A 25,674-nucleotide genomic window follows, 5' to 3' on the forward strand; every position below is an offset into this window, starting at 1 on the left:
TATTAATAGATATGAAAAATTATTATTTCGTTTATTTTAACACTATTCTAATTTAGAAAATATTAGTCAAATTAAAATTTTCTCTATCAATCCTCTCTTGATGAGAAGGATGCACAATATTTACTAATTGATTTATACGTTGTTTTAATGTTTTTCCATATAAATCAGCAATTACATTTTCAGTAATTACATACTGCACATGTGATCGAGTTGTAACAATTCCCGCACATATACTCTATCGTCTGATTTCACTATTTTTACAGCTTCTGTAGCCGTTATATATTTACTCATACCTAATGTTTTTTATATACTGAAAATTTACCATTGAATCAGCTCTTAAAATATGATAAATCTCATTTTCAAATACGAAGGCCTAAATAACTGTTTAAAATTTAAAATTGATTTTTCAAATTGAAATTGAAATTGTTTATAAAATTGTACTTTTGTGCTCATAATTTTTTGATATGATTGTAATAAAAACGAGAGAAGAAATTGAAATAATGCGTGAAAGCGCTTTAATCGTTTCTAAAACTTTAGGATTAATTGCCAAAGAAATAAAACCGGGTGTTACCACTTTATATTTAGATAAATTAGCCGAAGAATTTATTAGAGACAATGGTGCTGAACCAGCATTTTTAGGAATGTATGGCTTTCCAAACTCGTTATGTATGAGCCCAAACACTCAAGTGGTACATGGAATTCCTAACAATACTCCGCTTGAAGATGGTGATATCATATCTGTTGATTGTGGCGCTTTAAAAAATGGTTTTTATGGAGATCATGCCTATACTTTTGAAGTAGGTGAAGTTGCTGAAGAAACTAAAAAACTTTTGCAAATAACCAAAGAGTCTTTATACATAGGTGTAAGGGAAACTAAAGTAGGCAATAGAGTTGAAGATATAGGATATGCTATTCAAAAATATTGTGAAGATCACGGATATGGAGTTGTACGTGAGCTTTGCGGACATGGTTTAGGAAGAAAAATGCACGAAGATCCAGAAGTTGCAAACTACGGTAAACGTGGTCGTGGTAAAAAATTAGTCAACGGAATGGTAATTGCCATAGAGCCGATGATTAATATGGGAACTAAAAATATCGTACAACATAAAGACGGTTGGACTATAACTACAGCCGATAGAAAACCTTCTGCTCATTTTGAACATGATGTTGCTATAGTTGACGGAAAACCTGAATTGCTTTCTACATTCGCATACATATATGAAGCATTAGGAATAACTTCTAATGAAGAAGATGGATTGAGACAAATTCCTTTTGTACTGTAATGAAAAAAATATTCAAGTTCATTCTAAATACTATCCCAAGACCTATACTTATTAGATTAAGTATTGTGGTTAGACCAATTATAGCATTTGTATTAAAAGGAAATCGATTTACAGATCCAATTGACGGCAAAAGCTTTAAAATGTTTTTACCTTATGGTTATGGAACGCAAAGAAACAATGTCCTTTCACCAAGTACACTATCATTAGAAAGACATCGCTTATTATGGTTGTATTTACAAAATGAAACGAATTTCTTTACTTCTGAAACCAAATTAGAAGTACTGCATTTTGCTCCTGAGCAAGAGTTTTACAAACGTTTTAAAAAACAAGCCAATATAAATTATACGACTACTGATTTACTTTCGCCTTTGGCAGATGTAAAAGCTGATATATGTAATTTACCTTTTGAAGATAATGCATACGATATTGTTTTATGCAATCATGTATTGGAACACATTCCAGATGACACTAAAGCAATGCAAGAATTGTATCGTGTTATGAAACCTGGCGGAATGGGAATATTTCAAATTCCACAAGACTTATCAAGAGCAACAACTTTTTCTGATGATTCTATTACCAATCAAAAAGAGCGTGCTAAAATATTCGGACAATACGATCATGTTCGTATATACGGACGTGATTATTTTGATAAATTAAGAAGTATTGGTTTTCAAGTAAACGAAGTAGATTATACCAATACCATTTCAGCGGAATTAGTTGAAAAATATTGTTTAGCTAAAGGCGAAATTATTCCTGTTTGTTTTAAATAGGCTTAATCTAAATTTGTAAGTTTTAACCCGCGATAAAATCCATCCTTAAATCAATTATTTTATTGTTCTTTACATCAAAAGAATAATAATATGAACTTTCAGGACACCAATCTAAATCTTCGACGAAAGCTTCTTCATATATAAAAAGAATGAATCTGTTTTCAGATTGCGAATAGGAAATCTTTATTTTGTCATAACAATCACATTTGAAATTCTCGAATAGCATTTCTTTTTCAATTTCTTTTCCTTTTTTTAATTCTTCTATTTTTACTCCATTTAGAACACTATTCAAATTATTTAAACTAAAGTGAATTTTAAATTCAGAATTCAACTTTTTATAAAGAGATTTATTCAAATCTTGATCAAATAATTCATTTTTTGAAACACTCTTTTCTTTACAAGAAAAAGACAATAACCCAAATGTTATACATATTAAATATTTCCTCATAAACTCCTATTCATTAAGTAACTGATTAAAATTTTCTGAAGTAAAGCGTTGCATTTCATTATTTTGATCAGCATACATAATCATAACGTATAAATCAGGATGTTGTTTTATAAAGACTTTGCTTTGCTCTAAATCCATAACCATAAAAGCAGTTGCATAACCATCGGCCATTTTACAAGTCGAAGTCAATACCGTTGCGCTTAAGACATTACTTTTTTGAGGCTTCCCAGTTTTTGGATTTATAGTATGTACGAATTTTTCACCTGTAATAGAGTCGGTAACCACTTTACGGTAATTCCCAGAAGTTGCCATTCCTAGATTTTCTAATCTAACGGTTGCAATTAATTCACGTTCACTTTTAAATTGTAATGGGTCATCAATGCCCACTATCCAATTCTTATCATCAATTGTATTTTTTCCTAAGGCATATAATTCACCTCCTATTTCAACTATTGCATTTTCAATTCCTTTAGATTTAAAAAAATCTATAACTACATCCACTGAATATCCTTGTGCAATTGCATTGAAATCAAAATAAGTTGCTGTATGTAATTTAGAAATCGTTTTATTGGCATTCAACTTCACTTTATCAAAACCTACATATTGCAACAAACTATCAATTTGAAGCTGATTTAGCTCTTTTCTTTCGTGATTAGGTCCAAAACCATATGCATTGACTAAAACACCAATAGTTGGATCAAAAAGACCATTAGTTTCGTTAAAAATTTGACTAGAAGCCTTGAATGTTTCTACAAACATACCATCAACGATAATTGTAGAGTCTCCTGCATTTAATTTTGAAATTTTAGAATCAGGTCGATAAGTCGAAAGTGACATATCAAAAGCCAATAATAACGAATCCACTTGATTTTTAGTGACCAATTCTTCATTGGCAATGTATTTAACACTATACGTACTGCCTTGTGCTTCTCCTTGAATTACAAAAAATTGATTTTCTTTTTCTTGACACGAAACTGTAAGTACTAAAAGTACTAATAGACTATAAAAGTTCTTTGTAACCATTGTAATTGATGACATAATCTGATGTTGTATAAATGGGTTTTTCTAAATCTTCTGCATTTGCAATTCCTACTCCTGCAAATAACACTTTTGCATTCTTAGATTTTGCATGATTAATAAATGTTTCAACAAACAAAACATTTGGCTCTTCTGGGTTTATAGGATATGGAACAACTTGAACCATTACAAAATGTAAAGTGTTTTGTGTATCGACACATACAAATTGAGGATGCTTTTTTAATTCGCTATTAATTGCAATGAATTCAAACCCTTTTTTCTCAAGGTCTTTTCCAACATGGTTCATACCAATTTGATGCAATTCTTGTTCCGTTAGTTCTTCCATTGTGTAAAAGTACGAATTGAATTAATAGAAATAAAAAAACCGATTCATTTCTGAATCGGTTTTTGATATATTAACCTCCAAAGTCATCAAAACGGATGTTATCTGGATCTAATCCGAAGTCTTCTCCCATTTTCTGAACTGCATTGTTCATCATTGGCGGACCACAGAAATATAATTCAATATCTTCTGGATTTTCATGGTGTGATAAATAATTATCAATTACCACATTGTGAATAAACCCAACAAAACCGTCTCCGTCTCCGTCAATTCCTTCTTTAATTTTCCAATTATCTTCTGGCTGTGGTTCAGATAACGCTAAATAGAATTTGAAGTTAGGGAAATCTTTCTCTAATGCTCTAAAGTGATCTGTATAAAACAACTCACGCTTAGAACGACCACCATACCAGTAAGTAACTTGTCTTCCTGTTTTAACAGTACGGAATAGGTGATATAAATGTGAACGCATTGGTGCCATACCAGCTCCACCACCTACATACAACATTTCTGCTTCTGTTTCGTTGATGAAAAATTCTCCATAAGGACCAGAAACCGTAACTGGGTCTCCTGATTTTCTTGAGAAAATATAAGAAGACGCAATACCTGGGTTTAATTTTGCCCAACCGTTAATATTTCTATCCCAAGGCGGAGTAGCAACACGAACGTTTAACATAATCTTTCTTCCTTCAGCTGGATAAGAAGCCATAGAATAAGCTCTTTCAACTAAATCATCATTTTTCATTACTAATGGCCATAAATTAAATTTATCCCATTCTGCTTTGAATTTTTCAGGTTCACCTGGATGCTCAACTGGATGTGCTGTAATATCAATATCTGTAAAATTGATTTCACATTTAGGAATTTCAATTTGGATATATCCACCTGCTTCGTAGTGCATATCTTCTGGCAACTCAACAATGAATTCTTTAATAAAAGATGCCACGTTGTAGTTTGAATATACTTTTGCTTCGAATTTCTTAATTCCAAATACTTCTTCTGGAACTTCGATAATCATATCTGCCTTAACTTTCACTTGGCATCCTAAACGCCAACCTTCAGCTAATTCTTTTCTACTGAAATGAGGAGTCTCAGTTGGCAATGCTTCACCACCACCATCTTTAACAATACATTTACATTGAACACAAGTTCCACCACCACCACAAGCTGATGGCAAAAATATTTTACTTGCACTTAATGTAGAAAGTAATGTGTTACCAGAACCTACTTCAATTTCGTTTTCTCCGTTTATTTTAATTTTAACAGGACCAGACGGTACTAACTTAGCTTTTGCAAATAAAATTACCGCAACTAAAACTAATAATAAAATTAAAAACGCTATAACCGTTACACTGATTAAACCAGTAGTACTAATTTCTAAAGCTATCATAATTATTCTTGTACTGTTTTGGTTAATGAATCGTTTGCTGTTTCAACAACTGTTGAGTCTGATGCAACTTCCACAACTTCAGTTGTAGCTGGAGCAACATTTTCAACTAGTTCTTTTTTAGGCTCAGCACTGTCACCTCCTGAAAGCATACCTCCAAAAGACATAAAACCGATTGCCATTAAACCTGTTAATATAAAAGTCATACCTAATCCTCTAAATGCAGGAGGAACATTTGAATATCTGATTTTTTCTCTAATAGCTGCAATAGCTAAAATTGCTAAAAACCATCCAATTCCTGAACCTACACCGTAAACAGTTGCTTCCGTAATATTGTTAAATTCTTTTTGCTGCATAAATAATGATCCTCCAAGGATTGCACAGTTTACAGCAATTAAAGGTAAAAATATCCCTAATGATGTATATAATGCTGGAGCAAATTTCTCTACAATCATCTCAACTAATTGTACCATTGTAGCAATAGTAGCAATAAAAAGAATGAATGTTAAGAAACTTAAATCATATTCTGCGTATTCAGGTCCCATCCATACCAATGCACCTGGCTTCAATAAATATTGATCTAGTAAAAAGTTTAATGGAACGGTTACTAACATTACGAAAATAACTGCTGCTCCAAGACCTACTGCTGTAGAAACTTTTTTAGAAACTGCTAAGTAAGAACACATTCCTAAGAATGTTGCAAATACCATATTATCAATAAAGATTGATTTTAAAAATAATTGTATTAATTCCATTTCTTAATTTGTTTCTATTAGACTTTTATTTCTTGAACGTTGGAATCCGATAATTAATCCTAATGTAATAAGCGCCATTGGTGCTAATAACATAAAACCATTATTTTCATACCCTGTAGCATATAAACCTGTTTTTTCAACTGGATCACCAAATACTGGAAAACCTAATAATTTTCCTGAACCTAATAATTCTCTGAAGAAACCTACAACTACTAAAATTAATCCGTATCCTGCAGCATTACCAATTCCATCTAAGAAAGACTTCCAAGGTTTGTTTGCCAAAGCGAATGCTTCAAAACGCCCCATAATAATACAGTTTGTAATAATTAATCCAACAAAAACAGAAAGTTTCTTAGCCAAATCTGGCACATAAGCTTTCAACGTTAAATCTACTAAAATTACTAAAGCAGCAACAACTACAAGTTGCACAATAATTCTAATTGCAGATGGAATAATATTACGCATTAACGATATAACAACATTACCTGCTGCTAAAACAAACATTACAGATAATGCCATAATGATAGATGCTTTAAGCTCTGCAGTAATTGCTAAAGCAGAACAAATACCCAATACTTGAACCGTAATAGGATTACTGTCTGTTAAAGGATCTTTGATTAAACCGATATTCTTTTTTGAGAACAATGGCTCTTTTTCTGTGTTTTTATTTTCTGCCATAGTTATTTTTTTAAAGTTTCGAAATAAGGCAAGTACAATTTAATTCCAGATTTTAACATTGCTCCAACACCAGTACCGGTAATTGTTGCTCCTGAAATTGCATCTACTTGATTATCTGTTTTATCCTCATTGTTTGGGTCACCGTTTGATTTAGAAATCTCAACTGACTTATAATTTCCTTCAGCATCAAACAACATTTCTCCTTTGAAATCATCTTTAAAGAAAGACTCTGTGATATTTGCACCTAATCCAGGAGTTTCTCCTTTATGGTCAAAATACACACCGTTGATACTTTTTAAGTCATCATTTAAAGCGATATATCCCCAAATAGCATCCCAAAGACCATTACCTCTAACTGGGACAATATAGACTTTTTTACCATCTTTTTCTCCAACAAATAAAGGCAATTTTTGAACTAATCCTTGTTTTGCGTTATCTAATTCTTTCTTAATATTAATTAAATACGCTTCTTTATCTTCAGTAACTTTTTCACCTTCGATAACGAATTGTTGTTTAATATATTCATTGAATACTTCAGTTGCGTTAGTTCTATCAGAATCGACACCCATTGCAGTTAAAATATCCATTTGCGTTTTAACTTTATCATTGTTATCACGCATTTCTTTTGTAGCATTTGCAAAAAATGCCAATAAAGAACCTACTACTAATACTAATATTATAGAAAAAATAATAGTATATGAATTTGTATCTGTACGTTTAGTTGACATAATTAAGTTGTTTTTATTTTTAAACGTTTCATTCTTCTATTCACATTTCCTTGAACCACATAATGGTCAATTGTTGGAGCGAATACGTTCATTAATAAAATCGCCATCATAACGCCTTCTGGATAAGCAGGGTTAAATACACGAATTAAAATACTAATGAATCCTATTAAGAATCCGTAAATAATTTTCCCTTTGTTTGTTTGCGCTGCAGAAACAGGATCTGTTGCCATAAACACAATACCAAAAGCTAAACCACCTACTAGTAAATGTTGCCAAAAAGGGAAAGACATTAATCCGAAGAATTTACTTGACTCAGTAATAACACCAGCATCAACAATTCCGTTAAAAATTAATCCCATTACAACAGCTCCAACTACTGAAGATATCATAATTCTAGCACTTCCTATTCCTGCAAAAATTAACCAAGCAGCTCCTAATAAAATTAAGAATGTTGATGTTTCTCCAACAGAGCCAGGTATCATACCAAAGAACATTTCTGTCCAAGTAAAATTTGGTGTATGATTAGCAGCTAAAGTTCCTAATATTGTTTCTCCTGAAATAGCATCTACGCTACCCGCTTTAGTTACTCCATCAACAGCTCCGTGAACCCAAACTTTATCTCCAGACATCCAAGCTGCCCAGTTGAAGAATAAGAATGCACGAATTGTTAAAGCAGGATTTAGAACATTCATTCCTGTTCCACCAAATAATTCTTTTCCAATTACAACTCCAAATGCTACTGCAACAGCAAGCATCCACAATGGTAAATCAACAGGAACAATAAGCGGCACAAGCATTCCTGTTACAAGGTAACCTTCTTCTACTTCGTGTTTATTAACTGTCGCAAAAATAAATTCAATACCTAAACCAACACCGTAAGAGACGATTAATAAAGGAAGTATTTTCTCAGCTCCAACTAATAAGTTAGCTAATGTCCAAAATTCGCTAGATAAAAAAGCAATTCCTTCTGGAAAGCCATTAATTTGTGAATAATGCTGAAAACCAGCATTAAACATACCGAAAATTAAAACTGGCACCATTGCCATAATTACCGTGTTCATAACACGTTTTAGATCGGTTGCATCTTTAATATGAGTACCATTATGAGTAGTCATATTAGGCAAATAAAGGAAAGTATGCAAAGCATTAAAGCCCTGCTCCATCTTAGTACCTTTGTACTTTTCCTTTAAATTATGTAAATTTTGTTTCAATCCCATTATAGTGATTTTTAAATTTCTTGAAGATTAACCTACTTCTTTTATCATTATATCTAAACCGTGTCTAACAATTGCTTGATGCTCTTGTTTAGAAACGCAAATATATTCTGTAAGTGCAAAATCTTCTGGTGCTACTTCATAAATACCCAAAGCTTCCATTTGATCAATATCTTTAACCAAAATTGACTTTAACAATTGAATTGGATAAATATCTAAAGGAAATACTTTTTCATAATCGCCAGTAAGAACAAAAGCTCTATGCTCACCATTAGTATTTGTATTTAAATCGTATTTTTTATTTGGTGTTAAAAACGAAAACATATTCGCTCTATAAACACTAAATTTATTAGGTCTAGGAATATTCCAACCAAAGAAATCGTAATCATCTCCTTCAGGAATTGCAGTAACTGTATTTGAATAAAAACCTAAGAAACCTTCTTTTGATTTTTTATCACCCGTTAAAACATCGCCACTAATAATTCTATAGTTACCGTCTTGTAAGTTTCCTGCAACAACATCGCTCATTTGGGCACCAATTGTAACATTTACATAAGAAGGCTTATTAAAACCAGTTCCTGCTAAAGCAACTGTTCTGTGTAAGTTTAATTTTCCTGTTAAGAATAATTCACCAATAATAGCAACATCTTCCATTTGGATAGTCCAAACTTTTTCTCCTTTGTTAATTGGGTCTATTTTTGCAATTTGAGTTGAAACTAATCCAACAGGATGAACTCCTTGTCCTTTATGAACTGAAACTCCATCTACATTTGGCATGAAATCTGCCGAAGGTGATACAGTTACATGAACTTGTCCCGAAGTTAATTTTGTTAATGCAGTAAAACCAGCAGCTAAAGCGTCTTGCTTTCCATTCATAGTGAAATTTAAATCGGCAGCCAATGGCGCAGAATTAATACCAGAAACAAAAATAGCCTTTGGTGTATCAGCTGAATTTGCTATAACATCATAAGGACGTTGTTTAACAAATGGCCAACAACCAGAAGCCAACAAATGTGCTTTAACTTCTTCTGATGATAAGTCTTTAGGATTTTTCTTGCTATGCTCTAAATGGATATCTTGAAAATCAGCAGTGATAAGAATTTCTAAAATAACCCTTTTTTCACCTCTTTTGATTTCTTGAATGGTTCCACTTACAGGAGATGAAAATTTTACTGACTCATCATTTTTTGAGTAGAAAATTACTTCTCCAGCTTTTACAATCGCACCCTCTTTAACTAACATTTTAGGAGTAACTCCATGAAAATCAGAAGGCTTAATAGCATAGACTTTCGATCGGGTAACGCCAGATTTTGACTTTTCTGCCTCACCTTTCAACTTAAGGTCTAAACCCTTTTTTATTCGAATGTCTTTTGACATGTGTATTGAAGATATGGTTAATACTATTTTATAAAACGTGCAAATTTAAATAATTAGGTAACACGATACCAAAAATATAGCCACTCATTTTCGTTATTTATAATAATTCTAAACTGAATTAAAAAAGGAATTACAGCATAAAATTTGTATTAACATATAGAGAATTCTTATTTTTACATTTATTAACTAAAGATTACATGCGTAAAATTTTAATCACTTTATTATCGATAGCTTTCAATCTAGGCTGTTATTCTCAAGTTGAGGAAGAAATTCAACCTCCGTTTAACATCAAAACCATTGCTTTTACACAAAACAGCAATAACATTACACCTTTTGTTAAACTAGGAGATAGTTTTGCCTTAGAATTTGATGATTTATTTGGAAACGAAGCTGATTACTATTATACCATAACTCTTTATAATTATGATTGGACGGAAAGTTCATTGGTAAAATCGGAATATCTATCAGGAATGGACAACCAGAGGATTATGAATTATGAGAATTCATTCAATACCTTACAACAATATTCACATTACACCCAAGTTTTCCCAAATAAATTCAATAGAATTACTAAAAGCGGAAATTACATTATTAAAATTTTCAATGACGAGCAAGAAATTGTTTTTTCAAAAAAAGTAATTTTATACGAAGATATTGTAGGCGCAAGTCTATTCGTAAAAAGAGCTAGAGATTTTGAATCTTTAAACGAAAAACAAAATTTAGAATTAACCATTAATTATGGCGAAAGAGTTCTTCAAAACCCAATTAAAAATGTAAAAGTTTCTTTTTTCCAAAATGGAAATTGGAATAACGCAATACACAATGTTAAACCTCAATACACTTTAGGAAGCGAATTGATTTATAGATACAATCAAGAAACTCAATTTTGGGCAGGAAATGAGTTTTACACCTTAGACAATTCTAATATTAGAAACAATAATAATTCAGTTTCAAAAGTAACAGCGGGAGATATTTATAATTCTCATTTATATGTAAATTATGCAAGACAAAACAAACAATACACTTATTTTCCAGATTTCAACGGGAATTTCTATAGTCTAAACATCAACTCTGAATTCCCAAAAACAGAAGCCGATTATGCTTGGGTCTATTTTACACTTGAAGCCCCGAGTTATTTTTTAAACAAGAGTATTTATATAAACGGAATGTTTAACAATTATAATTTAAGCGACGAATTCAAATTAAACTATAATTCAAAAACCGGTCTATTTGAGAAAGCTGTTCTTCTAAAACAAGGATATATAAATTATCAATACATAGTTGCAGATACTGAGAAAAATATTGATTTTGAAAATGCAATTGACGGAAATTTTTATCAAACCGAAAATAATTATATTGCAATTATATATTACAGAGGCAATAACGATCGAACAGACCGTGTAATAGGAATTACAAAATCTAACAGTGAAACAATTAGGAATTAAAAATGACCAAAAGAAAAAACATATCTTACAGAAGCGACAAATGTTTAAACTGCAACACATCTTTAGATGTTAGCGAAAAATACTGTCATTTTTGTGGTCAATTAAACTCTACTAAAAAATTAACTATTTTAGATTTCCTAGAAGAGTTTTTTGCGAATTTTTATGCTTACGATTCTAAAATAAGAAACACTTTCTTATTTCTTTTCAGCAAACCTGGCTTTGTTGCAAAACAAATTGTGGAAGGAAAAAGACAAACATTTGCTAATCCTTTTAGATTATTCTTAAGCATTTCATTGCTTTTATTTATTTCCTACAACCTTAACAACACTTTCGATTTCAACGAAAACAATACCTTAACAAACGAAGCAAATAATTTAAACGACCAACTAAAAGAACAAGATAGTATAAGTAAAAATATAGCTGGTGAAAAGTCGGTATTTTCTGTAATGGACCAATTGGGTTTAAACCAAGATTTTCATGCAGATTCTATTTACACCAAATCTGAACTAAGCGAAAATTTCCTTGGAAACACCTATTATAGAATTACATCGTTTAGAAATTACCACAAAAAAGACCCAAAAACTAAAACACCAGATGCATTAATAAATTTAGGATACGAAAACACAAGAGTAAATCAGTTTATTTTCAACAAAGCGCAGCATTTTAAATCGAATAATATCGACAAAGAAATAACCAACTATGTCATTGCTAAACTTCCATTTTTAATTTTCCTAGCGCTACCAATGCTTACAGTGATTTTTTGGCTTGTTTTTTATGATAAAAAATACAACTATGCTGAAGTTTTAGTCTTTACTTATACATTTTACACTTTTGTATTTATATCTTTACTCTTATTAGAACTAGTAAGTTATTTAAACGAAGGTTTATCAACCACTTTACAAATACTGTGCTTTGTCTTAATTTTTCCAATATACTTATACAAATCTTTAAGATATTTTTATGAAACTAGTCGTTGGAAAACCATTTTTAAATTTGTACTTTTGAATATCTTATTTTTACCAGCAATGCTAATTACTTCCTTTTTCGTAATTTCACTAGCTTTAATATTGTTTTAATAAATGGTAACTCAAATAACCAAAGGCATAAAAATTTCTGTACTCACTAGTTTTGAAGGCACTTACTTCAAAAACTACAAGATTCATTTTGCTTTTAGTTACCAAATTACAATAGACAATCAAAGTAAAGATTCTGTTCAATTAATATCCAGACATTGGGAAATTTTTGACGCTTTAAATAATAAAGAAATTGTAGACGGAGAAGGTGTTGTGGGCAAAAAGCCCGTTATTAAGCCTGGTGAATCCCATACATATTCTTCTGGGTGTTTACTTTCTTCACCAATTGGAGCGATGAATGGTTTTTACAATATGATAAATTTCACCTCAACAAAAAGCTTCAAAGTCATCATTCCTACATTTAGATTTAGCGCACCATTTGCAATAAACTAATATTCTAGCATTCAAAAGTCTATCGTTGAAGTTACATAAAAATCGATTATTTTTTATTAAATTTGCATTGCAAAAATTTAATAATTCTTAAAAAATAATATTATGTCAAAAGGATTTTTTAATGTTCCTAAAGCAGTTAATGAGCCTGTAAAATCTTATGCTCCTGGTTCTCCAGAAAGAGATCGTGTTATAGCAACTTATAATGAAATGTGGAACACAACAATTGACGTTCCTTTATATATTGGTTCTGAAGAAATAAGAACTGGAAACACAAGAACAATGTCAGCTCCTCATGATCACCAACATATTGTAGGTACGTACCATTTAGCTGAAAAATCACATGTTGAAAAAGCAATTAGTAATGCACTTGAAGCTAGAACAAAATGGGCAGCAATGTCATGGGAAAGCAGAGCTGCGATTTTCTTAAAAGCTGCCGAATTAATTGCTGGTCCATACCGTGCAAAAATAAACGCTGCTACCATGATTGCGCAATCAAAAACAATTCATCAAGCTGAAATCGACGCTTCATGTGAATTGATTGATTTTTTACGTTTTAACGTAGAGTATATGACGCAAATTTACAAAGAACAACCCGGTTCCGACTCTACAACTTGGAATAGAGTTGAACACAGACCCTTAGAAGGTTTTGTATATGCAATAACTCCTTTCAATTTCACAGCTATTGCCGCAAATCTACCTGCAAGTGCTGCTATGATGGGTAACGTTGTCGTATGGAAGCCAAGTGATAGTCAAATATTCTCAGCAAAAGTAATTATCGATATCTTTAAAGAAGCAGGTGTTCCTGATGGTGTTATCAACGTAATTTACGGAGATCCGGTAATGATTACTGAAACTGTTTTAGCAAGTCCTGATTTTGCAGGAATTCACTTTACAGGATCAACTCATGTATTTAAAGATTTATGGGCAAAAATTGGTGGAAACATCCATAATTACAAAACATACCCAAGAATTGTTGGAGAAACTGGAGGAAAAGACTTTATCGTTGCACATCCTTCTGCCAACATGAAACAAGTTGTAACTGGAATTATAAGAGGTGCTTTTGAATTCCAAGGACAAAAATGTAGCGCTGCTTCAAGAGTTTATATTCCACAAAGCATGTGGCCAGCAGCAAAAGAACAGTTAATTGCTGATGTGAAATCAATGAAAATGGGTTCTCCTGCAGATATGAAAAACTTCATAACAGCAGTTATTCACGAAGGTTCATTTGACAAATTAGCAAGTTATATTGACCAAGCTAAGAAAGATAGTGATGCTGAAATTATTGTTGGTGGAAACTACGATAAATCAAAAGGTTACTTTATTGAACCAACAGTTATCGTAACTACAAATCCAAAATACAAAACAATTGAAACTGAATTATTCGGACCAGTAGTTACTCTTTATATATATGAAGATGCTAAATGGGCTGAAACTTTAGAGTTAATTGATCAAACCTCAGAATACGCATTAACTGGAGCTGTATTTAGCGGATGTAGATATGCAATTGAAGAAGCTACTATTGCTTTACAAAATTGCGCTGGAAACTTTTATATTAACGACAAACCAACTGGAGCTGTTGTTGGATGTCAACCATTTGGAGGTGCTAGATCATCAGGAACAAATGACAAAGCTGGTTCTATATTAAACCTTTTAAGATGGGTTTCTCCAAGAACTATCAAGGAAACTTTTGTAACACCCGAGCATTATAGTTATCCATTTTTAGGATAATCAATCATTAAAAAAGCCCTTTCAAAGTTTGAAAGGGCTTTTTTATTATTTCTTAAATTTAAGCGGTAAATGAACCACCTTTTTTGTTTCGAAAAAATCTTCTTTAAAAAAATCAGAAAGTTCATATTGAGTAGCATATGGAAAAGAAGCCAATTCTTCGGTTAAATCACCCCCTTTTAAATACAAAATACCGTTTTTTAATTCGTGTTTCGATTCTTTCTTTACATTATCGCTTACCCATTCTACAAAATCAGGCATATTAGTAACAGCTCTACTTACAATAAAATCAAAATTATCTTTTACTAATTCAGCACGTTTTTGTTCTGCCTTTACATTTTTTAATCCTAAAGCTGTAGCAACTTCGTTGACTACTTTGATTTTCTTAGCAATAACATCTATCAAATAAAAATCAACTTCTGGATGCATAATAGCTAATGGGATTCCAGGGAAACCACCTCCGGTACCAACATCCAAAATTCTAGAACCGGGTTTAAATTCCAAAACTTTTACAATCCCTAAAGAATGTAAGACATGACGTGAATATAATTCGTCAATATCCTTTCTAGAAATCACATTTATTTTTGCATTCCAATCTTCATACAAATTTTGCAAATCTTGAAATTGTTTTATCTGTACCTCAGTTAAATGAGGGAAATAACTTAATAAAAGCTCCATTATTTATAAATTTTAACAAAAGTACTTATTTAGATTAACATTTTATTTGAAAATTTAACAAAGCTCAAAAAGAATATTATTACCTTTGAAGCAAATAAATCATTTTGATTATGGATACAAATGTGCCGATTTTTTCTAAAAAAGACGATACAAAGTTTTTTAGAACTTTAAACAAAAGAGTAAACGAATATTTTAAAGATAATAATCTTAAAAAAACAGGGAACTGGAAATTGTACATAAAAACGATTATACTGTTTACCCTTTTTATAGCACCTTATTTTATTATAGTTGCGTCTCCAAAAATCCATTTTGGAATATTCATTTTATTATCAATAATTATTGGTATTGGAATGGCTGGAATTGGTATGAATGTAATGCATGATGGAAATCATGGCGCATATTCAACCAAAAACTGGGTCAATAAATTTATGGGTGGAAGTATCTACATTCTTGCTGGAAATGTTTACAATTGGCAAGTTCAACACAACGTTCTACACCACACTTACACAAATATCCCCGGACATGATGAAGACTTAGATGCAGGTCGTGTAATCCGCTTTACAAAAGAAGCTAAATGGGAAAAGTTCCATAAATTTCAACATTATTATTCTATCTTTTTATATGGCTTATTAACTTTTAATTGGTGCTTAACTACTGATTTCAAGCAAATGGCTGGATATTTAAAAAGAAAGTTATCATATGGCGAGGCTAAAAGCCCAAAAATCCTTTGGACAACTTTAGTTATTACAAAAATAATTTATTTTTCAGTTTGGTTAGTGGTACCAATGGTAGTTGGTGTTATTTGGTGGAAAGTATTAATTGGCTTTTTTGTTATGCATTATGTTGCCGGATTAATTTTAAGTGTTGTATTCCAATTAGCACATATTATTGACGATACTACAAATCCAGAACCTAACGAAACTGGCGAAATCGAAAATACTTGGGCTATTCACCAATTATTTACAACTATTAATTTTGCTCCAAAAAACTGGATTGTAAATTGGTATACAGGTGGATTAAATCATCAAGTAGAACACCATTTATTCCCAAACATTAGCCATGTTCATTACGATAAAATCGCAGAAATTGTCAAGAAAACAGCAGCAGAATGCAACTTACCATATCATGAATATAAAACGATGAGAAGTGCAGTTATTGCGCATTTCAAACATCTAAAAGACTTAGGAAAAGAACCACAAATAGCATAATAAAGCTTTAACTACAACAACACAATGAATCCATTATCTGATAGAATTAACAATTTATCTACATCTCAAACTTTAGCCATGGCTGCTTTAGCAAGAGAATTAAAAGCCCAAGGAAAAGACATTATCAGTTTAAGTTTAGGAGAGCCTGATTTCAACACTCCTGACTTCGTTAAAGAAGCTGCTAAGAAAGCAATTGACGAAAACTACAGTACGTACACTCCAGTTGATGGATATCCCGAATTAAAAGAAGCTATTTGCAAAAAATTTAAAAGAGACAATGATTTAGATTATAAACCAGCAAACATTGTTGTTTCTACTGGCGCTAAACAATCTCTTTATAATATTGCACAAGTAATGTTAAATGAAGGTGATGAAGTTATACTTCCTGCACCGTATTGGGTTTCTTATTTTGAAATCATCAAGCTTTCTGGAGGAGTTCCTGTTGAAGTTCCAACTTCAATTGATAGTGATTTTAAAATTACAGCAGAACAATTAGAAAAAGCAATTACACCAAAAACGAAAATGATTTGGTACAGTTCTCCTTGTAACCCAAGTGGTTCTGTTTACAGTAGAGAAGAACTTACAGCTTTAGCTAAAGTATTAGAGAAACATCCAAACATATACGTAGTTTCAGATGAAATTTACGAGCACATCAACTTCTCTGGAACATTTTGCAGTATTGCATCGATTCCAGGAATGTTAGAAAAAACAATCACTGTTAATGGTGTTGCAAAAGCATTTGCCATGACAGGATGGAGAATTGGTTATATTGGGGCACCAGAATTTATTGCAAAAGCATGTACAAAAATTCAAGGTCAAGTTACTAGTGGAGCAAATTCAATTGCACAAAGAGCAACTATTGCTGCTGTTGAAGCAGATCCAAATGTACTAAACTACATGGTGGAAGCTTTTCATAAAAGACGTGATTTAGTAGTTGGATTAATTAAAGAAATTCCAGGGTTAAAAATCAATGTTCCAGAAGGAGCGTTTTATGTATTCCCAGATGTTTCTTCTTATTTTGGTAAAACGTTAAACGGAACCAAAATTGAAAACGCAACCGACTTTTCAATGTATCTTTTATCCCAAGCTAATGTAGCAACAGTAACAGGAGATGCTTTTGGAAATCCAGATTGTATTCGTTTTTCTTATGCCACAAGCGAAGAATTACTTACAGAAGCAATGCGCAGAATTAAACAAGCTTTAGCTTAATAAATATAAAGCCTCAAGTTTTCTTGAGGCTTTTTTTATATAATTATTTTAGATGAATGCTATATTTATTTCGGATAGTCTTTTTTAAAATCATTCAAAGTTTTCATAATATTTCAATTATTAGTTAATATTTATTATTTAAAAATGTCAATCCCAGTCATTTTTTTTATCTTCCACCTTCTGTATTCGATATTTTCTAATCCAATTGATTTTCTGATAGAATCTATTTTTTTTGGATTTACAACTAACATGTCAATACTCGTTTTTCGGTCACGTAACTCACCATACAAAAGTTTATCCCCATATTTCCCTGTAACCCATAAATATTTATCATAAACAGTTGCAAAATCTGATGGCTCACATTCGCCTTTTTTTACAGACTCTAACATTAAATCTAAAATATAACTTTCTCTTGCCTCTTTAGTAGCATGTAAAAAAAGTATATCTACATTAGCACCTTTATAATCGTAATCATATCTACCAACTTTTTTGATACTCGGATAACCGTGTTTTTTAATTAAAATTTTAATACTATCTGCATTTTCTTTATCTACTCTTTCCCATTCTTCCTTGTTTTTGGGTACTGCTAACCTAACTCTTTGATCATTTTCTATCATTTCATTAATAGCATAACGATAACTTAGATTTAAACTTTTTACATAAGTATCATAAAAACCAATTAAATCTTTTTCATCAAAATTTGATTTTTTTACAGCAATACTTATTAAAGAATCTTTTGCACAATATTCGGGTCTAAAACCATAAACTTGTATTGATTTTTTTAGAATTTTATCAATATTTTTAAAATCATTTAATATAATCTTATTCTTCATAAAAGTAATATACTCCGAATAAGTCTGTTGATTTATTGGTTCAAATTTTTTAAACAAACTATCTAAAATTTTATTAGAACGTTTGTAATCTCCAACAAGATTCAAACTGTCAGCTTCATATACTTTTAAATAATATGGTATATAATTAGCATTTTTATCGCCAATTTTTGTGTAGTTGCTTTTACAAGAAATCAAGGTTAAAGACAAAACCGATATTACTAGAAAACTGTTTTTTATTAATTTATTCATTCTACAAATATTAATTCTTATTTCGTTGTATGTTAAAAAGGATTTCGATTTTCAACAGTATTACTGATTATGGAAACATATGCATCAATCATCATTGGATGATCCTCTACTATTAAGATGTTAAGAGTTTTAGGCATTTTATTTTTTAATTTGGTCTTAAAGAAAAACGCACAAATTTAAAAAAAATTGTAAGATTTTTAATAAAATAAAAACAGCAATAGTAAAGGATTTAAATTCAAACATTTACTACATATTTTTATTACATATCTTTCAATTTTATCATAATTTCTTATTTGAAAATAATTTTATTTGTAATTATGTATCTTCGTAAATTGAAACAACACAACAACAATGAACAAAAAAATACTACTATTAGGTTCAGGTGAACTAGGAAAAGAATTTGTAATTGCAGCACAACGCATTGGTCAGATTGTAATTGCGGTAGACAGTTATGAAAATGCTCCTGCAATGCAAGTGGCACACGGATTTGAAGTTATTAATATGTTAGATGGTGCTGAATTAGACCGAATTGTAGCCAAGCACAAACCTGATTTTATTGTTCCCGAAATTGAGGCTATTCGTACTGAACGTTTTTACGATTACGAAAAACAAGGAATCAATGTAGTTCCTTCTGCAAAAGCAGCCAATTTTACAATGAACCGTAAAGCCATTCGTGATTTAGCGGCGAAAGATTTAGGTCTACGCACTGCAAATTATCGTTACGCAACAACTGCTGAAGAATTGCAAAAAGCAGTCGAAGTTGTTGGAATCCCGTGTGTAGTAAAACCATTAATGAGTTCGTCTGGAAAAGGACAATCGACTATAAAAACAAAAGAAGATATTGAAAAAGCTTGGAATTATGCTGTAGAAGGTTCACGTGGCGATGTTGTAGAAGTAATTGTTGAAGCTTTTGTTAATTTTCATTCCGAAATAACTTTATTAACCGTTACTCAAAACAATAACCCTACTCTATTTTGTGCCCCAATTGGACACAGGCAAGAACGCGGTGATTACCAAGAAAGTTGGCAACCTGCAAGAGTTTCTGACAAAGATTTAGAAGAAGCAAAAGACATGGCAAGAAAAGTTACCGAAGCACTTGGCGGAGCTGGTCTTTTTGGTGTAGAGTTTTTCTTAACTAATGAAGGTGTATATTTTTCTGAATTATCTCCAAGACCACATGATACGGGAATGGTAACATTAGCCAACACACAAAATTTCAACGAATTTGAACTGCATTTACGTGCTATATTAAGTTTACCAATTTTTGAAATCACTTTAGAAAAAAATGGAGCGAGTGCAGTTATCTTAGCTTCTGAAAATTCAAATAATCCAACTTTTACAGGTATTGAAAATGTAGCCTGTTTACCTAAAACAGACTTTAGGTTATTTGGAAAACCAACCTCAAGACCCTATAGAAGAATGGGAGTTGTATTAACTTATGACACTTTAGAAACTTCAATTGAAGAAATTACTGAAAGAGCAAAAAAAACCGCTACCTTAGTAACTGTTAATTCTTAAAGCAACTTATAATGAAAAAAATAGTCACTTTATTACTTATAATCACTTCACTTTCTATCTCGGCACAAGAGAAAGAAATCATCGTTAAGAAACAAATTGTACAAGCATCATGTGGACAATGTAAATTTAATATGGAAGGACAAGGCTGTGATTTAGCCGTTCGAATTGAAGGAAAATCCTATTTTGTTGATGGAACAACTATTGACGATCATGGTGATGCACATGCTGAAGATGGCTTTTGTTCAGCAATTAGAAAAGCTGAAATAGAAGGAACAATCGTTGACAATAAATTCAAAATAAAAACTTTTAAACTTTTCCCTATAAAAGAAGAAAAATAAAATGCCTTTAATTCTTCAAAATATAGAAAAAATAGTTTCACTTTCTGAACAAGAAAAGGAGCTAATTTTATCTAAAATTGAAGTGTACAAATACGAAGCAAAAACTGTTTTATTACAAGCTGGGGAAGTTTGCGAATATTCTTATTTTGTAAATTCAGGAATTTTAAGAAGCTTCAACATAAACGACAATATTGTCGAACACGTTTTGCAATTTGCCTGTGAAGGTTGGTGGATTGGAGACATGTATAGCTTGATAACTCAAAAACCAGGCAATCTTTATATTGAAGTAAATGAAGATGCTGAAGTCGTTTTACTCTCTAAAGAAAATCAAGAAGAATTGTTTCGAGAAATACCCAAACTAGAACGCTTTTTTAGAATTCTTACCGAAAATTCATTAGTAGCAAATCAAGAACGTTTAATGGATAACTTAAGCTTATCAGCTGAAGAGCGTTTTGAAAAATTTTGCAACAAATACCCAACTTTAATCCAAAAAGTGCCTCAAAAGCAAGTCGCATCCTATATTGGCGTAACGCCAGAATTTTTCAGTAAAATGAAGGCCAAAATGCTGAAAAGATAATTTCTTAATCTAGGTTAAGTGCCATTTCTCTCATGTCATTGTAAATTTGTATTATAATAATTACTAAATTTATATACAAATGAAAAATTCAGTTTTACATAAATCAAACACAAGAGGAAATGCAAATCACGGTTGGTTAAATGCTTACCATAGTTTTAGCTTTGCTAGTTGGTACAATGCAGAAAGAGTTCAGTTTGGCGCTTTGCGTGTTTTAAATGACGATACAGTCGCTGCAGGAATGGGCTTTGGCACACACCCTCATGACAATATGGAAATCATTACTATTCCATTAGAAGGCGATTTAGCACATAAAGACAGTATGGGAAATGCTGCAACTATAAAAACAGGAGACGTTCAGGTTATGAGTGCTGGAACAGGAATTCAACACAGTGAATTCAATCCAAACAAAAATCTACAAACAAAATTATTTCAAATTTGGTTGTTTCCAAAAACAAGAAATGTTGAGCCACGTTACCAACAAATCACACTTGACAAAACCCTAGAAAAAAATGCTTTTGCTCAAATATTATCTCCTAATGAAGATGACGAAGGTGTTTGGATTCATCAAGACGCTTGGTTTTATTTAAGTGATTTTGATAAAGATTTTTCTAAAAAATTATCTCTAAAAAAAGAAGGGAATGGTTTTTACATTATGGCTATTGAAGGTGAGATTGAAGTAAACGGCGAAGTTTTAGAAAAAAGAGATGCAATTGGTATTTGGGAAACAAAAGAATTAGAAATTAAAGCTAATACAAATGCTAAATTTTTAATTATGGAAATTCCAATGGAAGTCTAATCTTTAAAAAGGTTTATTCTTTTTCAAAATCTTTCAATTCTTTAAAAATAAAGAATTGAAAGATTATATATAAAATAGAATTTAATACCCAAATATCAATCAATGGTTCATCAATAAACACAAGTTCAACATTTCCGGTTAAAAATATCAAACAACTGCTAAGTAAATAAACAGCTAAGCCCCCGAAAAAGTTGTAAAAAGGAACATTATTGTTTTCAAAGTTAACGTAAAAATAGAAAATGATATAAGAAACTAAAACCAGTGAAGTTAAGCCAATTTCTAATAAATTAAATTCCCAGAAACTAAAATATCCCATTAAATAGGAAGCAAGAATTAAACACAACACAATAGTTGATATTAAAATTAATCCGTTTTGAATTTTTTTTGAGTTTTTAAATAAAAAAACAAAGAAAGTCGTTACTAATATGAATTGGAAATTAAAGTAAAAATGGGAAATAAATATATTTGAACCTGGATCTAAGAAACCAATAACATGACAAAACAATTCAATAATTAACATTATTGAGATGTATGAAATAAAAAATCTAAAAGCTATTTGGTTTACTTTTTTTCTAATTTTAAAGCTATAAATAACATTAAAAAACAGAAAAAACAATCCTAATAAACTAATAGAAAAAGCCAATAAATAATTTTCCATAAAAAATAAAGTTATTTATTATTTGCTATAAATGTAATGAAATCTTTCAGAAGAGGAATCTTTTAAAACAAACAACAAACTCTTTAACAAAAATAATTATGAACGAAACGGTAAAATTTGAATTAAACGATAAAAATGGCTATTTTTATATAGAAGTTGACGGAAAAGTAGAAGCAAAAATGACTTTTGTTTTTGCTGGTGACGATAAAATTATTATTGATCACACAGAAGTAAATCCTGGAAATAATGGAAAAGGCTATGGCAAAATGATGGTTGTAAAATCAGTAGATTTTGCTAGAGCAAAAAACATAAAGATTATTCCCCTTTGTCCATTTGCAAAAAGTGTAATTAATAAAATACCTGAATTTCAAGATATTTTATAAACATAAAAAAAGAAATTATGGATCCAAAAGACATTACAAAAGAATATACAAATGGTGAAGTTACCATTGTATGGCAATCTGGAAAGTGTATTCATTCTGGAAATTGCGTAAAAAATAATCCTGATGTTTTCAAACCGCGTGAAAAACCATGGATTCATCCTGAAGGCTCAACAACAGAAAAAATCATAGAAACAGTTAAAAAATGTCCTTCAGGAGCACTGACCTATTACATCAACAAAAAATAAAAAATGACTAAAAAAATAATAGCCTTTGGCGCTTCTTCAAGCAAAAATTCAATAAACAAACAATTAGCTACGTACGCTGCCCAACAATTTAAGAACTCTAATGTAGAAGTTTTAGATTTAAACGATTATGAAATGCCCATTTTCTCTGTAGATAAAGAAAAAGAAAACGGAATACATGCTTTAGCACATGATTTTTACAACAAACTAGGTAGTGTAGACTTAATTGTAATTTCTTTGGCAGAACATAATGGTGCTTATTCTACTGCTTTTAAAAACATCTTAGACTGGACATCACGTATAAATGCCAAAACATTTCAACAAAAACCCATGTTGCTTTTAGCAACATCTCCTGGTGCTCGTGGTGGAAGTACTGTTTTAGAAATAGCAAAAAATTACTTTCCGTATCAAGGTGCTGATATAAAAGGGAGTTTTTCTTTGCCTAGTTTTAACGCTAATTTTGATTCTGAAAAGGGAATCACAAACGAAGAATTAAAAAATCAATTCTTGGAAATTGTAAATTCAATCGAATTATAATAAAAATGTTATTTTTGCGCAAAATTTACTTTATGAGAGTTATCATACCAATTATTTTCTTTCTATTTACTTTCTCAATTTTTGCACAAGATTTTTCTAATCCCAAGTCAGTTCCTACTTTTTTCGGAAGTGATCAATCTTCTTTTACTGGGATTAAAAAGAAAGATATAGTTTTTAAAACATTAGAATTCATCTCTAAAAAAACAGATAGTTTATTTTTAAAAAGAATGAAACTAAAAGAAAATGATTCTATCGAGTTTCAAATATCATACATAATTGATGCCTATGGATATATTGAAAATGATTCAACAATCATAAACACTCCTATTACAAGTTTTAATAATTACATGAAACTTATTATAAATATGTTACCTAGGTTTACTCCTGCAATTAATGATAATAACGAGACAATACCTTATAAAATAGAATTTACTGGAAAATTTAATGTAAAAAGTAAAAAGCTAAACCATTTTCAATATGAAGTTAACGAATATTTTTTAGCTGATATAGATATAGTTCCTATTTTTCCAGGCTGTGAAGGCGCAAAAGATGCTATTGATTGCTTTAATCAAAAAATGATGGAGCACATAAATATAAACTTTAATTACCCTCAAGAGGCTCAAAAGAAAAATATACAAGGTAGAGTTTCTATTCAATTTATTGTTGATGAATTTGGCAATGTCAACGATATAAAGACAAGAGGGCCTATGGGCGGAGAATTATTGGAAAAGGAAGCACATAGAATAATGTCGCTATTACCAAAATTTACTCCAGGTTATCAAAAAGGAAAAGCAGTAAAAGTGAAGTATGGAATACCTATAAATTTTAGATTGCAGTAAGATTATCAAACTTTTACGCTCCTAAAAAAATTACTATTTTTGTATCCGATTTAATTTTAAATCATTCAATCTTTAAATTAAAAAAATGAAAGCATACATATTTCCAGGTCAAGGAGCACAATTCTCAGGAATGGGCAAAGAATTATATGAAAACTCAACTTTAGCCAAAGAATTATTCGAAAAAGCGAACGAAATTTTAGGTTTTCGCATTACCAACATTATGTTTGAAGGTACTGCAGAAGAATTAAAAGAAACGAAAGTAACACAACCAGCGGTATTTTTACATTCGGTAATTTTAGCAAAAACACTTGGTGAAGACTTTAAACCAGAAATGGTTGCAGGTCATTCATTAGGTGAGTTTTCTGCATTAGTTGCCAATGGAGCTTTATCATTTGAAGACGGATTAAAACTAGTTTCTCAACGTGCCTTAGCAATGCAAAAAGCATGTGAAATTAAGCCTTCTACAATGGCAGCAGTTTTAAACTTAGACGATAAAATCGTAGAAGACATTTGCGCCTCTATTGACGGAATTGTTGTTGCAGCTAATTATAACTGTCCAGGTCAATTAGTAATTTCTGGAGAATATAAAGCTGTGGAAGAAGCTTGTGAAAAAATGAAAGAAGCCGGTGCAAAAAGAGCTTTAATTTTACCTGTTGGAGGAGCATTTCACTCACCAATGATGGAGCCAGCAAGAGAAGAATTAGCAGCTGCGATTGAAGCAACTACATTCTCTACTCCTATTTGTCCGGTTTATCAAAATGTTACTGCTAGCGCTGTTTCTGATGCAACTGAAATAAAGAAAAATTTAATCATTCAATTAACTGCTCCGGTAAGATGGACACAATCGGTTCAGCAAATGATTGCTGATGGTGCAACAAGCTTTACAGAAGTTGGACCAGGAAAAGTATTGGTTGGATTAGTTGGAAAAATCAATAAAGAAGCAGAAACATTTTCTGCATAATCTATACAATTTACA

General features: G+C 31.1%; 30 protein-coding genes. 17 read left to right on the plus strand and 13 right to left on the minus strand.

Annotated features, from left to right (window positions below):
• Nucleotides 1-52: 52 nt before the first annotated feature.
• The gene (locus tag UXY25_RS07415; protein ID WP_320815504.1) at nt 53-232 is read right to left on the minus strand and encodes an acetyl-CoA hydrolase/transferase C-terminal domain-containing protein; all 180 of its coding nucleotides are present in this window, start codon (nt 230-232) and stop codon (nt 53-55) included.
• A gap of 232 nt (nt 233-464) precedes the next feature.
• On the opposite strand from UXY25_RS07415, the gene map reads away from it, so the two are divergent.
• Together map and UXY25_RS07425 are read left to right on the plus strand one after the other, a co-directional pair.
• Complete coding sequence (gene map, locus UXY25_RS07420; RefSeq protein WP_320815368.1) at nt 465-1,283, plus strand: type I methionyl aminopeptidase; 819 nt, start codon at nt 465-467, stop codon at nt 1,281-1,283.
• A complete protein-coding gene (locus UXY25_RS07425; RefSeq protein ID WP_320815369.1) occupies nt 1,283-2,053 on the plus strand; it encodes a class I SAM-dependent methyltransferase in 771 nt (256 codons plus the stop codon). Before map ends, UXY25_RS07425 begins: the two co-directional genes overlap by 1 nt.
• 22 nt (nt 2,054-2,075) lie before the next feature.
• On the opposite strand, the gene UXY25_RS07430 is transcribed toward UXY25_RS07425, so the two are convergent.
• From UXY25_RS07430 to UXY25_RS07470, 9 genes are all read right to left on the minus strand, one after another.
• Nucleotides 2,076-2,501: a hypothetical protein gene (locus tag UXY25_RS07430; protein ID WP_320815370.1), complete on the minus strand. Its 426-nt coding sequence runs from the start codon at nt 2,499-2,501 to the stop codon at nt 2,076-2,078.
• A 6-nt stretch (nt 2,502-2,507) separates the two neighbouring features.
• Nucleotides 2,508-3,539 carry an FAD:protein FMN transferase gene (locus UXY25_RS07435; protein WP_414601371.1) on the minus strand — a complete coding sequence of 344 codons (1,032 nt, stop codon included), beginning with the start codon at nt 3,537-3,539 and terminating at the stop codon, nt 2,508-2,510.
• Nucleotides 3,502-3,864, minus strand: coding sequence for a Na(+)-translocating NADH-quinone reductase subunit F (locus UXY25_RS07440; RefSeq protein WP_320815371.1), 363 nt, complete (start codon nt 3,862-3,864; stop codon nt 3,502-3,504). Before UXY25_RS07440 ends, UXY25_RS07435 begins: the two co-directional genes overlap by 38 nt.
• Before the next feature lie 70 nt (nt 3,865-3,934).
• Entirely contained in the window at nt 3,935-5,248 is a 1,314-nt protein-coding gene (gene nqrF, locus UXY25_RS07445; RefSeq protein WP_320815372.1) for an NADH:ubiquinone reductase (Na(+)-transporting) subunit F, read from the minus strand.
• A 2-nt stretch (nt 5,249-5,250) separates the two neighbouring features.
• Complete coding sequence (gene nqrE, locus UXY25_RS07450) at nt 5,251-6,000, minus strand: NADH:ubiquinone reductase (Na(+)-transporting) subunit E (RefSeq protein WP_320815373.1); 750 nt, start codon at nt 5,998-6,000, stop codon at nt 5,251-5,253.
• A gap of 3 nt (nt 6,001-6,003) precedes the next feature.
• Nucleotides 6,004-6,678, minus strand: coding sequence for an NADH:ubiquinone reductase (Na(+)-transporting) subunit D (locus UXY25_RS07455; protein ID WP_320815374.1), 675 nt, complete (start codon nt 6,676-6,678; stop codon nt 6,004-6,006).
• Between the two features lie 2 nt (nt 6,679-6,680).
• A complete protein-coding gene (gene nqrC, locus UXY25_RS07460; RefSeq protein ID WP_320815375.1) occupies nt 6,681-7,406 on the minus strand; it encodes an NADH:ubiquinone reductase (Na(+)-transporting) subunit C in 726 nt (241 codons plus the stop codon).
• Nucleotides 7,407-7,408: 2 nt separating this feature from the next.
• A complete protein-coding gene (locus UXY25_RS07465) occupies nt 7,409-8,623 on the minus strand; it encodes an NADH:ubiquinone reductase (Na(+)-transporting) subunit B (protein WP_320815376.1) in 1,215 nt (404 codons plus the stop codon).
• Nucleotides 8,624-8,650: 27 nt separating this feature from the next.
• Nucleotides 8,651-9,997: a Na(+)-translocating NADH-quinone reductase subunit A gene (locus UXY25_RS07470; RefSeq protein ID WP_320815377.1), complete on the minus strand. Its 1,347-nt coding sequence runs from the start codon at nt 9,995-9,997 to the stop codon at nt 8,651-8,653.
• Nucleotides 9,998-10,194: 197 nt separating this feature from the next.
• On the opposite strand from UXY25_RS07470, the gene UXY25_RS07475 reads away from it, so the two are divergent.
• From UXY25_RS07475 to pruA, 4 genes are all read left to right on the plus strand, one after another.
• Entirely contained in the window at nt 10,195-11,442 is a 1,248-nt protein-coding gene (locus tag UXY25_RS07475) for a DUF5103 domain-containing protein (RefSeq protein WP_320815378.1), read from the plus strand.
• Between the two features lie 2 nt (nt 11,443-11,444).
• Nucleotides 11,445-12,518: a DUF3667 domain-containing protein gene (locus tag UXY25_RS07480; RefSeq protein WP_320815379.1), complete on the plus strand. Its 1,074-nt coding sequence runs from the start codon at nt 11,445-11,447 to the stop codon at nt 12,516-12,518.
• A gap of 3 nt (nt 12,519-12,521) precedes the next feature.
• Nucleotides 12,522-12,908, plus strand: a complete 387-nt coding sequence (gene apaG / locus UXY25_RS07485; protein WP_320815380.1) for a Co2+/Mg2+ efflux protein ApaG — start codon at nt 12,522-12,524, stop codon at nt 12,906-12,908.
• 102 nt (nt 12,909-13,010) lie between these two features.
• Nucleotides 13,011-14,636 (plus strand): L-glutamate gamma-semialdehyde dehydrogenase, encoded by a 1,626-nt coding sequence (gene pruA, locus UXY25_RS07490; RefSeq protein WP_320815381.1) that lies wholly within the window; start codon nt 13,011-13,013, stop codon nt 14,634-14,636.
• 45 nt (nt 14,637-14,681) lie between these two features.
• Here the strand turns inward: pruA and rsmG are convergent, their stop codons facing one another.
• Nucleotides 14,682-15,311 carry a 16S rRNA (guanine(527)-N(7))-methyltransferase RsmG gene (rsmG, locus tag UXY25_RS07495; RefSeq protein WP_320815382.1) on the minus strand — a complete coding sequence of 210 codons (630 nt, stop codon included), beginning with the start codon at nt 15,309-15,311 and terminating at the stop codon, nt 14,682-14,684.
• 110 nt (nt 15,312-15,421) lie between these two features.
• On the opposite strand from rsmG, the gene UXY25_RS07500 reads away from it, so the two are divergent.
• Nucleotides 15,422-16,519: an acyl-CoA desaturase gene (locus UXY25_RS07500; protein WP_320815383.1), complete on the plus strand. Its 1,098-nt coding sequence runs from the start codon at nt 15,422-15,424 to the stop codon at nt 16,517-16,519.
• 24 nt (nt 16,520-16,543) lie between these two features.
• Nucleotides 16,544-17,728, plus strand: a complete 1,185-nt coding sequence (locus tag UXY25_RS07505) for a pyridoxal phosphate-dependent aminotransferase (protein WP_320815384.1) — start codon at nt 16,544-16,546, stop codon at nt 17,726-17,728.
• Nucleotides 17,729-17,862: 134 nt separating this feature from the next.
• Here the strand turns inward: UXY25_RS07505 and UXY25_RS07510 are convergent, their stop codons facing one another.
• On the minus strand, nt 17,863-18,810 hold the full coding sequence (locus UXY25_RS07510) for a hypothetical protein (protein ID WP_320815385.1): 948 nt from the start codon (nt 18,808-18,810) through the stop codon (nt 17,863-17,865).
• A gap of 351 nt (nt 18,811-19,161) precedes the next feature.
• Between UXY25_RS07510 and purT the strand changes: the two genes are divergently transcribed.
• The 4 genes from purT to UXY25_RS07530 all read left to right on the plus strand — a co-directional run bounded on the left by purT (nt 19,162) and on the right by UXY25_RS07530 (nt 22,039).
• Nucleotides 19,162-20,328, plus strand: coding sequence for a formate-dependent phosphoribosylglycinamide formyltransferase (gene purT, locus UXY25_RS07515; protein WP_320815386.1), 1,167 nt, complete (start codon nt 19,162-19,164; stop codon nt 20,326-20,328).
• Between the two features lie 11 nt (nt 20,329-20,339).
• Nucleotides 20,340-20,666: a DUF6370 family protein gene (locus tag UXY25_RS07520; RefSeq protein ID WP_320815387.1), complete on the plus strand. Its 327-nt coding sequence runs from the start codon at nt 20,340-20,342 to the stop codon at nt 20,664-20,666.
• Between the two features lies 1 nt (nt 20,667).
• Complete coding sequence (locus tag UXY25_RS07525) at nt 20,668-21,243, plus strand: Crp/Fnr family transcriptional regulator (protein ID WP_320815388.1); 576 nt, start codon at nt 20,668-20,670, stop codon at nt 21,241-21,243.
• Nucleotides 21,244-21,322: 79 nt separating this feature from the next.
• Nucleotides 21,323-22,039, plus strand: a complete 717-nt coding sequence (locus tag UXY25_RS07530; RefSeq protein ID WP_320815389.1) for a pirin family protein — start codon at nt 21,323-21,325, stop codon at nt 22,037-22,039.
• Between the two features lie 13 nt (nt 22,040-22,052).
• On the opposite strand, the gene UXY25_RS07535 is transcribed toward UXY25_RS07530, so the two are convergent.
• Nucleotides 22,053-22,697, minus strand: a complete 645-nt coding sequence (locus UXY25_RS07535) for a hypothetical protein (RefSeq protein WP_320815390.1) — start codon at nt 22,695-22,697, stop codon at nt 22,053-22,055.
• Nucleotides 22,698-22,795: 98 nt separating this feature from the next.
• Here UXY25_RS07535 and UXY25_RS07540 point away from each other — a divergent pair, with 98 nt between their 5' ends.
• From UXY25_RS07540 to fabD, 5 genes are all read left to right on the plus strand, one after another.
• On the plus strand, nt 22,796-23,080 hold the full coding sequence (locus UXY25_RS07540; protein ID WP_320815391.1) for a GNAT family N-acetyltransferase: 285 nt from the start codon (nt 22,796-22,798) through the stop codon (nt 23,078-23,080).
• A 17-nt stretch (nt 23,081-23,097) separates the two neighbouring features.
• Nucleotides 23,098-23,325: a (4Fe-4S)-binding protein gene (locus UXY25_RS07545; protein WP_320815392.1), complete on the plus strand. Its 228-nt coding sequence runs from the start codon at nt 23,098-23,100 to the stop codon at nt 23,323-23,325.
• Between the two features lie 3 nt (nt 23,326-23,328).
• Nucleotides 23,329-23,859: an NAD(P)H-dependent oxidoreductase gene (locus UXY25_RS07550; protein WP_320815393.1), complete on the plus strand. Its 531-nt coding sequence runs from the start codon at nt 23,329-23,331 to the stop codon at nt 23,857-23,859.
• Nucleotides 23,860-23,891: 32 nt separating this feature from the next.
• The gene (locus UXY25_RS07555) at nt 23,892-24,698 is read left to right on the plus strand and encodes an energy transducer TonB (RefSeq protein ID WP_320815394.1); all 807 of its coding nucleotides are present in this window, start codon (nt 23,892-23,894) and stop codon (nt 24,696-24,698) included.
• An 85-nt stretch (nt 24,699-24,783) separates the two neighbouring features.
• Entirely contained in the window at nt 24,784-25,659 is an 876-nt protein-coding gene (gene fabD, locus UXY25_RS07560; protein WP_320815395.1) for an ACP S-malonyltransferase, read from the plus strand.
• The last annotated feature ends 15 nt before the right edge of the window (nt 25,660-25,674 follow it).

This window comes from Flavobacterium sp. (assembly GCF_034111225.1).
GTDB lineage: Bacteria > Bacteroidota > Bacteroidia > Flavobacteriales > Flavobacteriaceae > Flavobacterium.

Bases quoted from the DNA above. Each gene is read 5' to 3' on its own strand.
- UXY25_RS07425 (WP_320815369.1), top strand. From the start codon at position 1,283: ATGAAAAAAATATTCAAGTTCATTCTAAATACTATCCCAAGACCTATA.
- UXY25_RS07500 (WP_320815383.1), top strand. From the start codon at position 15,422: ATGGATACAAATGTGCCGATTTTTTCTAAAAAAGACGATACAAAGTTT.
- UXY25_RS07505 (WP_320815384.1), top strand. From the start codon at position 16,544: ATGAATCCATTATCTGATAGAATTAACAATTTATCTACATCTCAAACT.
- UXY25_RS07510 (WP_320815385.1), bottom strand. From the start codon at position 18,810: ATGAATAAATTAATAAAAAACAGTTTTCTAGTAATATCGGTTTTGTCT.
- UXY25_RS07455 (WP_320815374.1), bottom strand. From the start codon at position 6,678: ATGGCAGAAAATAAAAACACAGAAAAAGAGCCATTGTTCTCAAAAAAG.
- apaG (WP_320815380.1), top strand. From the start codon at position 12,522: ATGGTAACTCAAATAACCAAAGGCATAAAAATTTCTGTACTCACTAGT.
- pruA (WP_320815381.1), top strand. From the start codon at position 13,011: ATGTCAAAAGGATTTTTTAATGTTCCTAAAGCAGTTAATGAGCCTGTA.
- UXY25_RS07480 (WP_320815379.1), top strand. From the start codon at position 11,445: ATGACCAAAAGAAAAAACATATCTTACAGAAGCGACAAATGTTTAAAC.
- nqrF (WP_320815372.1), bottom strand. From the start codon at position 5,248: ATGATAGCTTTAGAAATTAGTACTACTGGTTTAATCAGTGTAACGGTT.
- UXY25_RS07525 (WP_320815388.1), top strand. From the start codon at position 20,668: ATGCCTTTAATTCTTCAAAATATAGAAAAAATAGTTTCACTTTCTGAA.
- UXY25_RS07440 (WP_320815371.1), bottom strand. From the start codon at position 3,864: ATGGAAGAACTAACGGAACAAGAATTGCATCAAATTGGTATGAACCAT.
- rsmG (WP_320815382.1), bottom strand. From the start codon at position 15,311: ATGGAGCTTTTATTAAGTTATTTCCCTCATTTAACTGAGGTACAGATA.
- UXY25_RS07535 (WP_320815390.1), bottom strand. From the start codon at position 22,697: ATGGAAAATTATTTATTGGCTTTTTCTATTAGTTTATTAGGATTGTTT.
- UXY25_RS07545 (WP_320815392.1), top strand. From the start codon at position 23,098: ATGGATCCAAAAGACATTACAAAAGAATATACAAATGGTGAAGTTACC.
- UXY25_RS07430 (WP_320815370.1), bottom strand. From the start codon at position 2,501: ATGAGGAAATATTTAATATGTATAACATTTGGGTTATTGTCTTTTTCT.
- fabD (WP_320815395.1), top strand. From the start codon at position 24,784: ATGAAAGCATACATATTTCCAGGTCAAGGAGCACAATTCTCAGGAATG.
- UXY25_RS07475 (WP_320815378.1), top strand. From the start codon at position 10,195: ATGCGTAAAATTTTAATCACTTTATTATCGATAGCTTTCAATCTAGGC.
- map (WP_320815368.1), top strand. From the start codon at position 465: ATGATTGTAATAAAAACGAGAGAAGAAATTGAAATAATGCGTGAAAGC.
- UXY25_RS07520 (WP_320815387.1), top strand. From the start codon at position 20,340: ATGAAAAAAATAGTCACTTTATTACTTATAATCACTTCACTTTCTATC.
- UXY25_RS07550 (WP_320815393.1), top strand. From the start codon at position 23,329: ATGACTAAAAAAATAATAGCCTTTGGCGCTTCTTCAAGCAAAAATTCA.
- UXY25_RS07435 (WP_414601371.1), bottom strand. From the start codon at position 3,539: ATGTCATCAATTACAATGGTTACAAAGAACTTTTATAGTCTATTAGTA.
- UXY25_RS07530 (WP_320815389.1), top strand. From the start codon at position 21,323: ATGAAAAATTCAGTTTTACATAAATCAAACACAAGAGGAAATGCAAAT.
- purT (WP_320815386.1), top strand. From the start codon at position 19,162: ATGAACAAAAAAATACTACTATTAGGTTCAGGTGAACTAGGAAAAGAA.
- UXY25_RS07540 (WP_320815391.1), top strand. From the start codon at position 22,796: ATGAACGAAACGGTAAAATTTGAATTAAACGATAAAAATGGCTATTTT.
- nqrE (WP_320815373.1), bottom strand. From the start codon at position 6,000: ATGGAATTAATACAATTATTTTTAAAATCAATCTTTATTGATAATATG.
- UXY25_RS07555 (WP_320815394.1), top strand. From the start codon at position 23,892: ATGAGAGTTATCATACCAATTATTTTCTTTCTATTTACTTTCTCAATT.
- UXY25_RS07470 (WP_320815377.1), bottom strand. From the start codon at position 9,997: ATGTCAAAAGACATTCGAATAAAAAAGGGTTTAGACCTTAAGTTGAAA.
- nqrC (WP_320815375.1), bottom strand. From the start codon at position 7,406: ATGTCAACTAAACGTACAGATACAAATTCATATACTATTATTTTTTCT.
- UXY25_RS07465 (WP_320815376.1), bottom strand. From the start codon at position 8,623: ATGGGATTGAAACAAAATTTACATAATTTAAAGGAAAAGTACAAAGGT.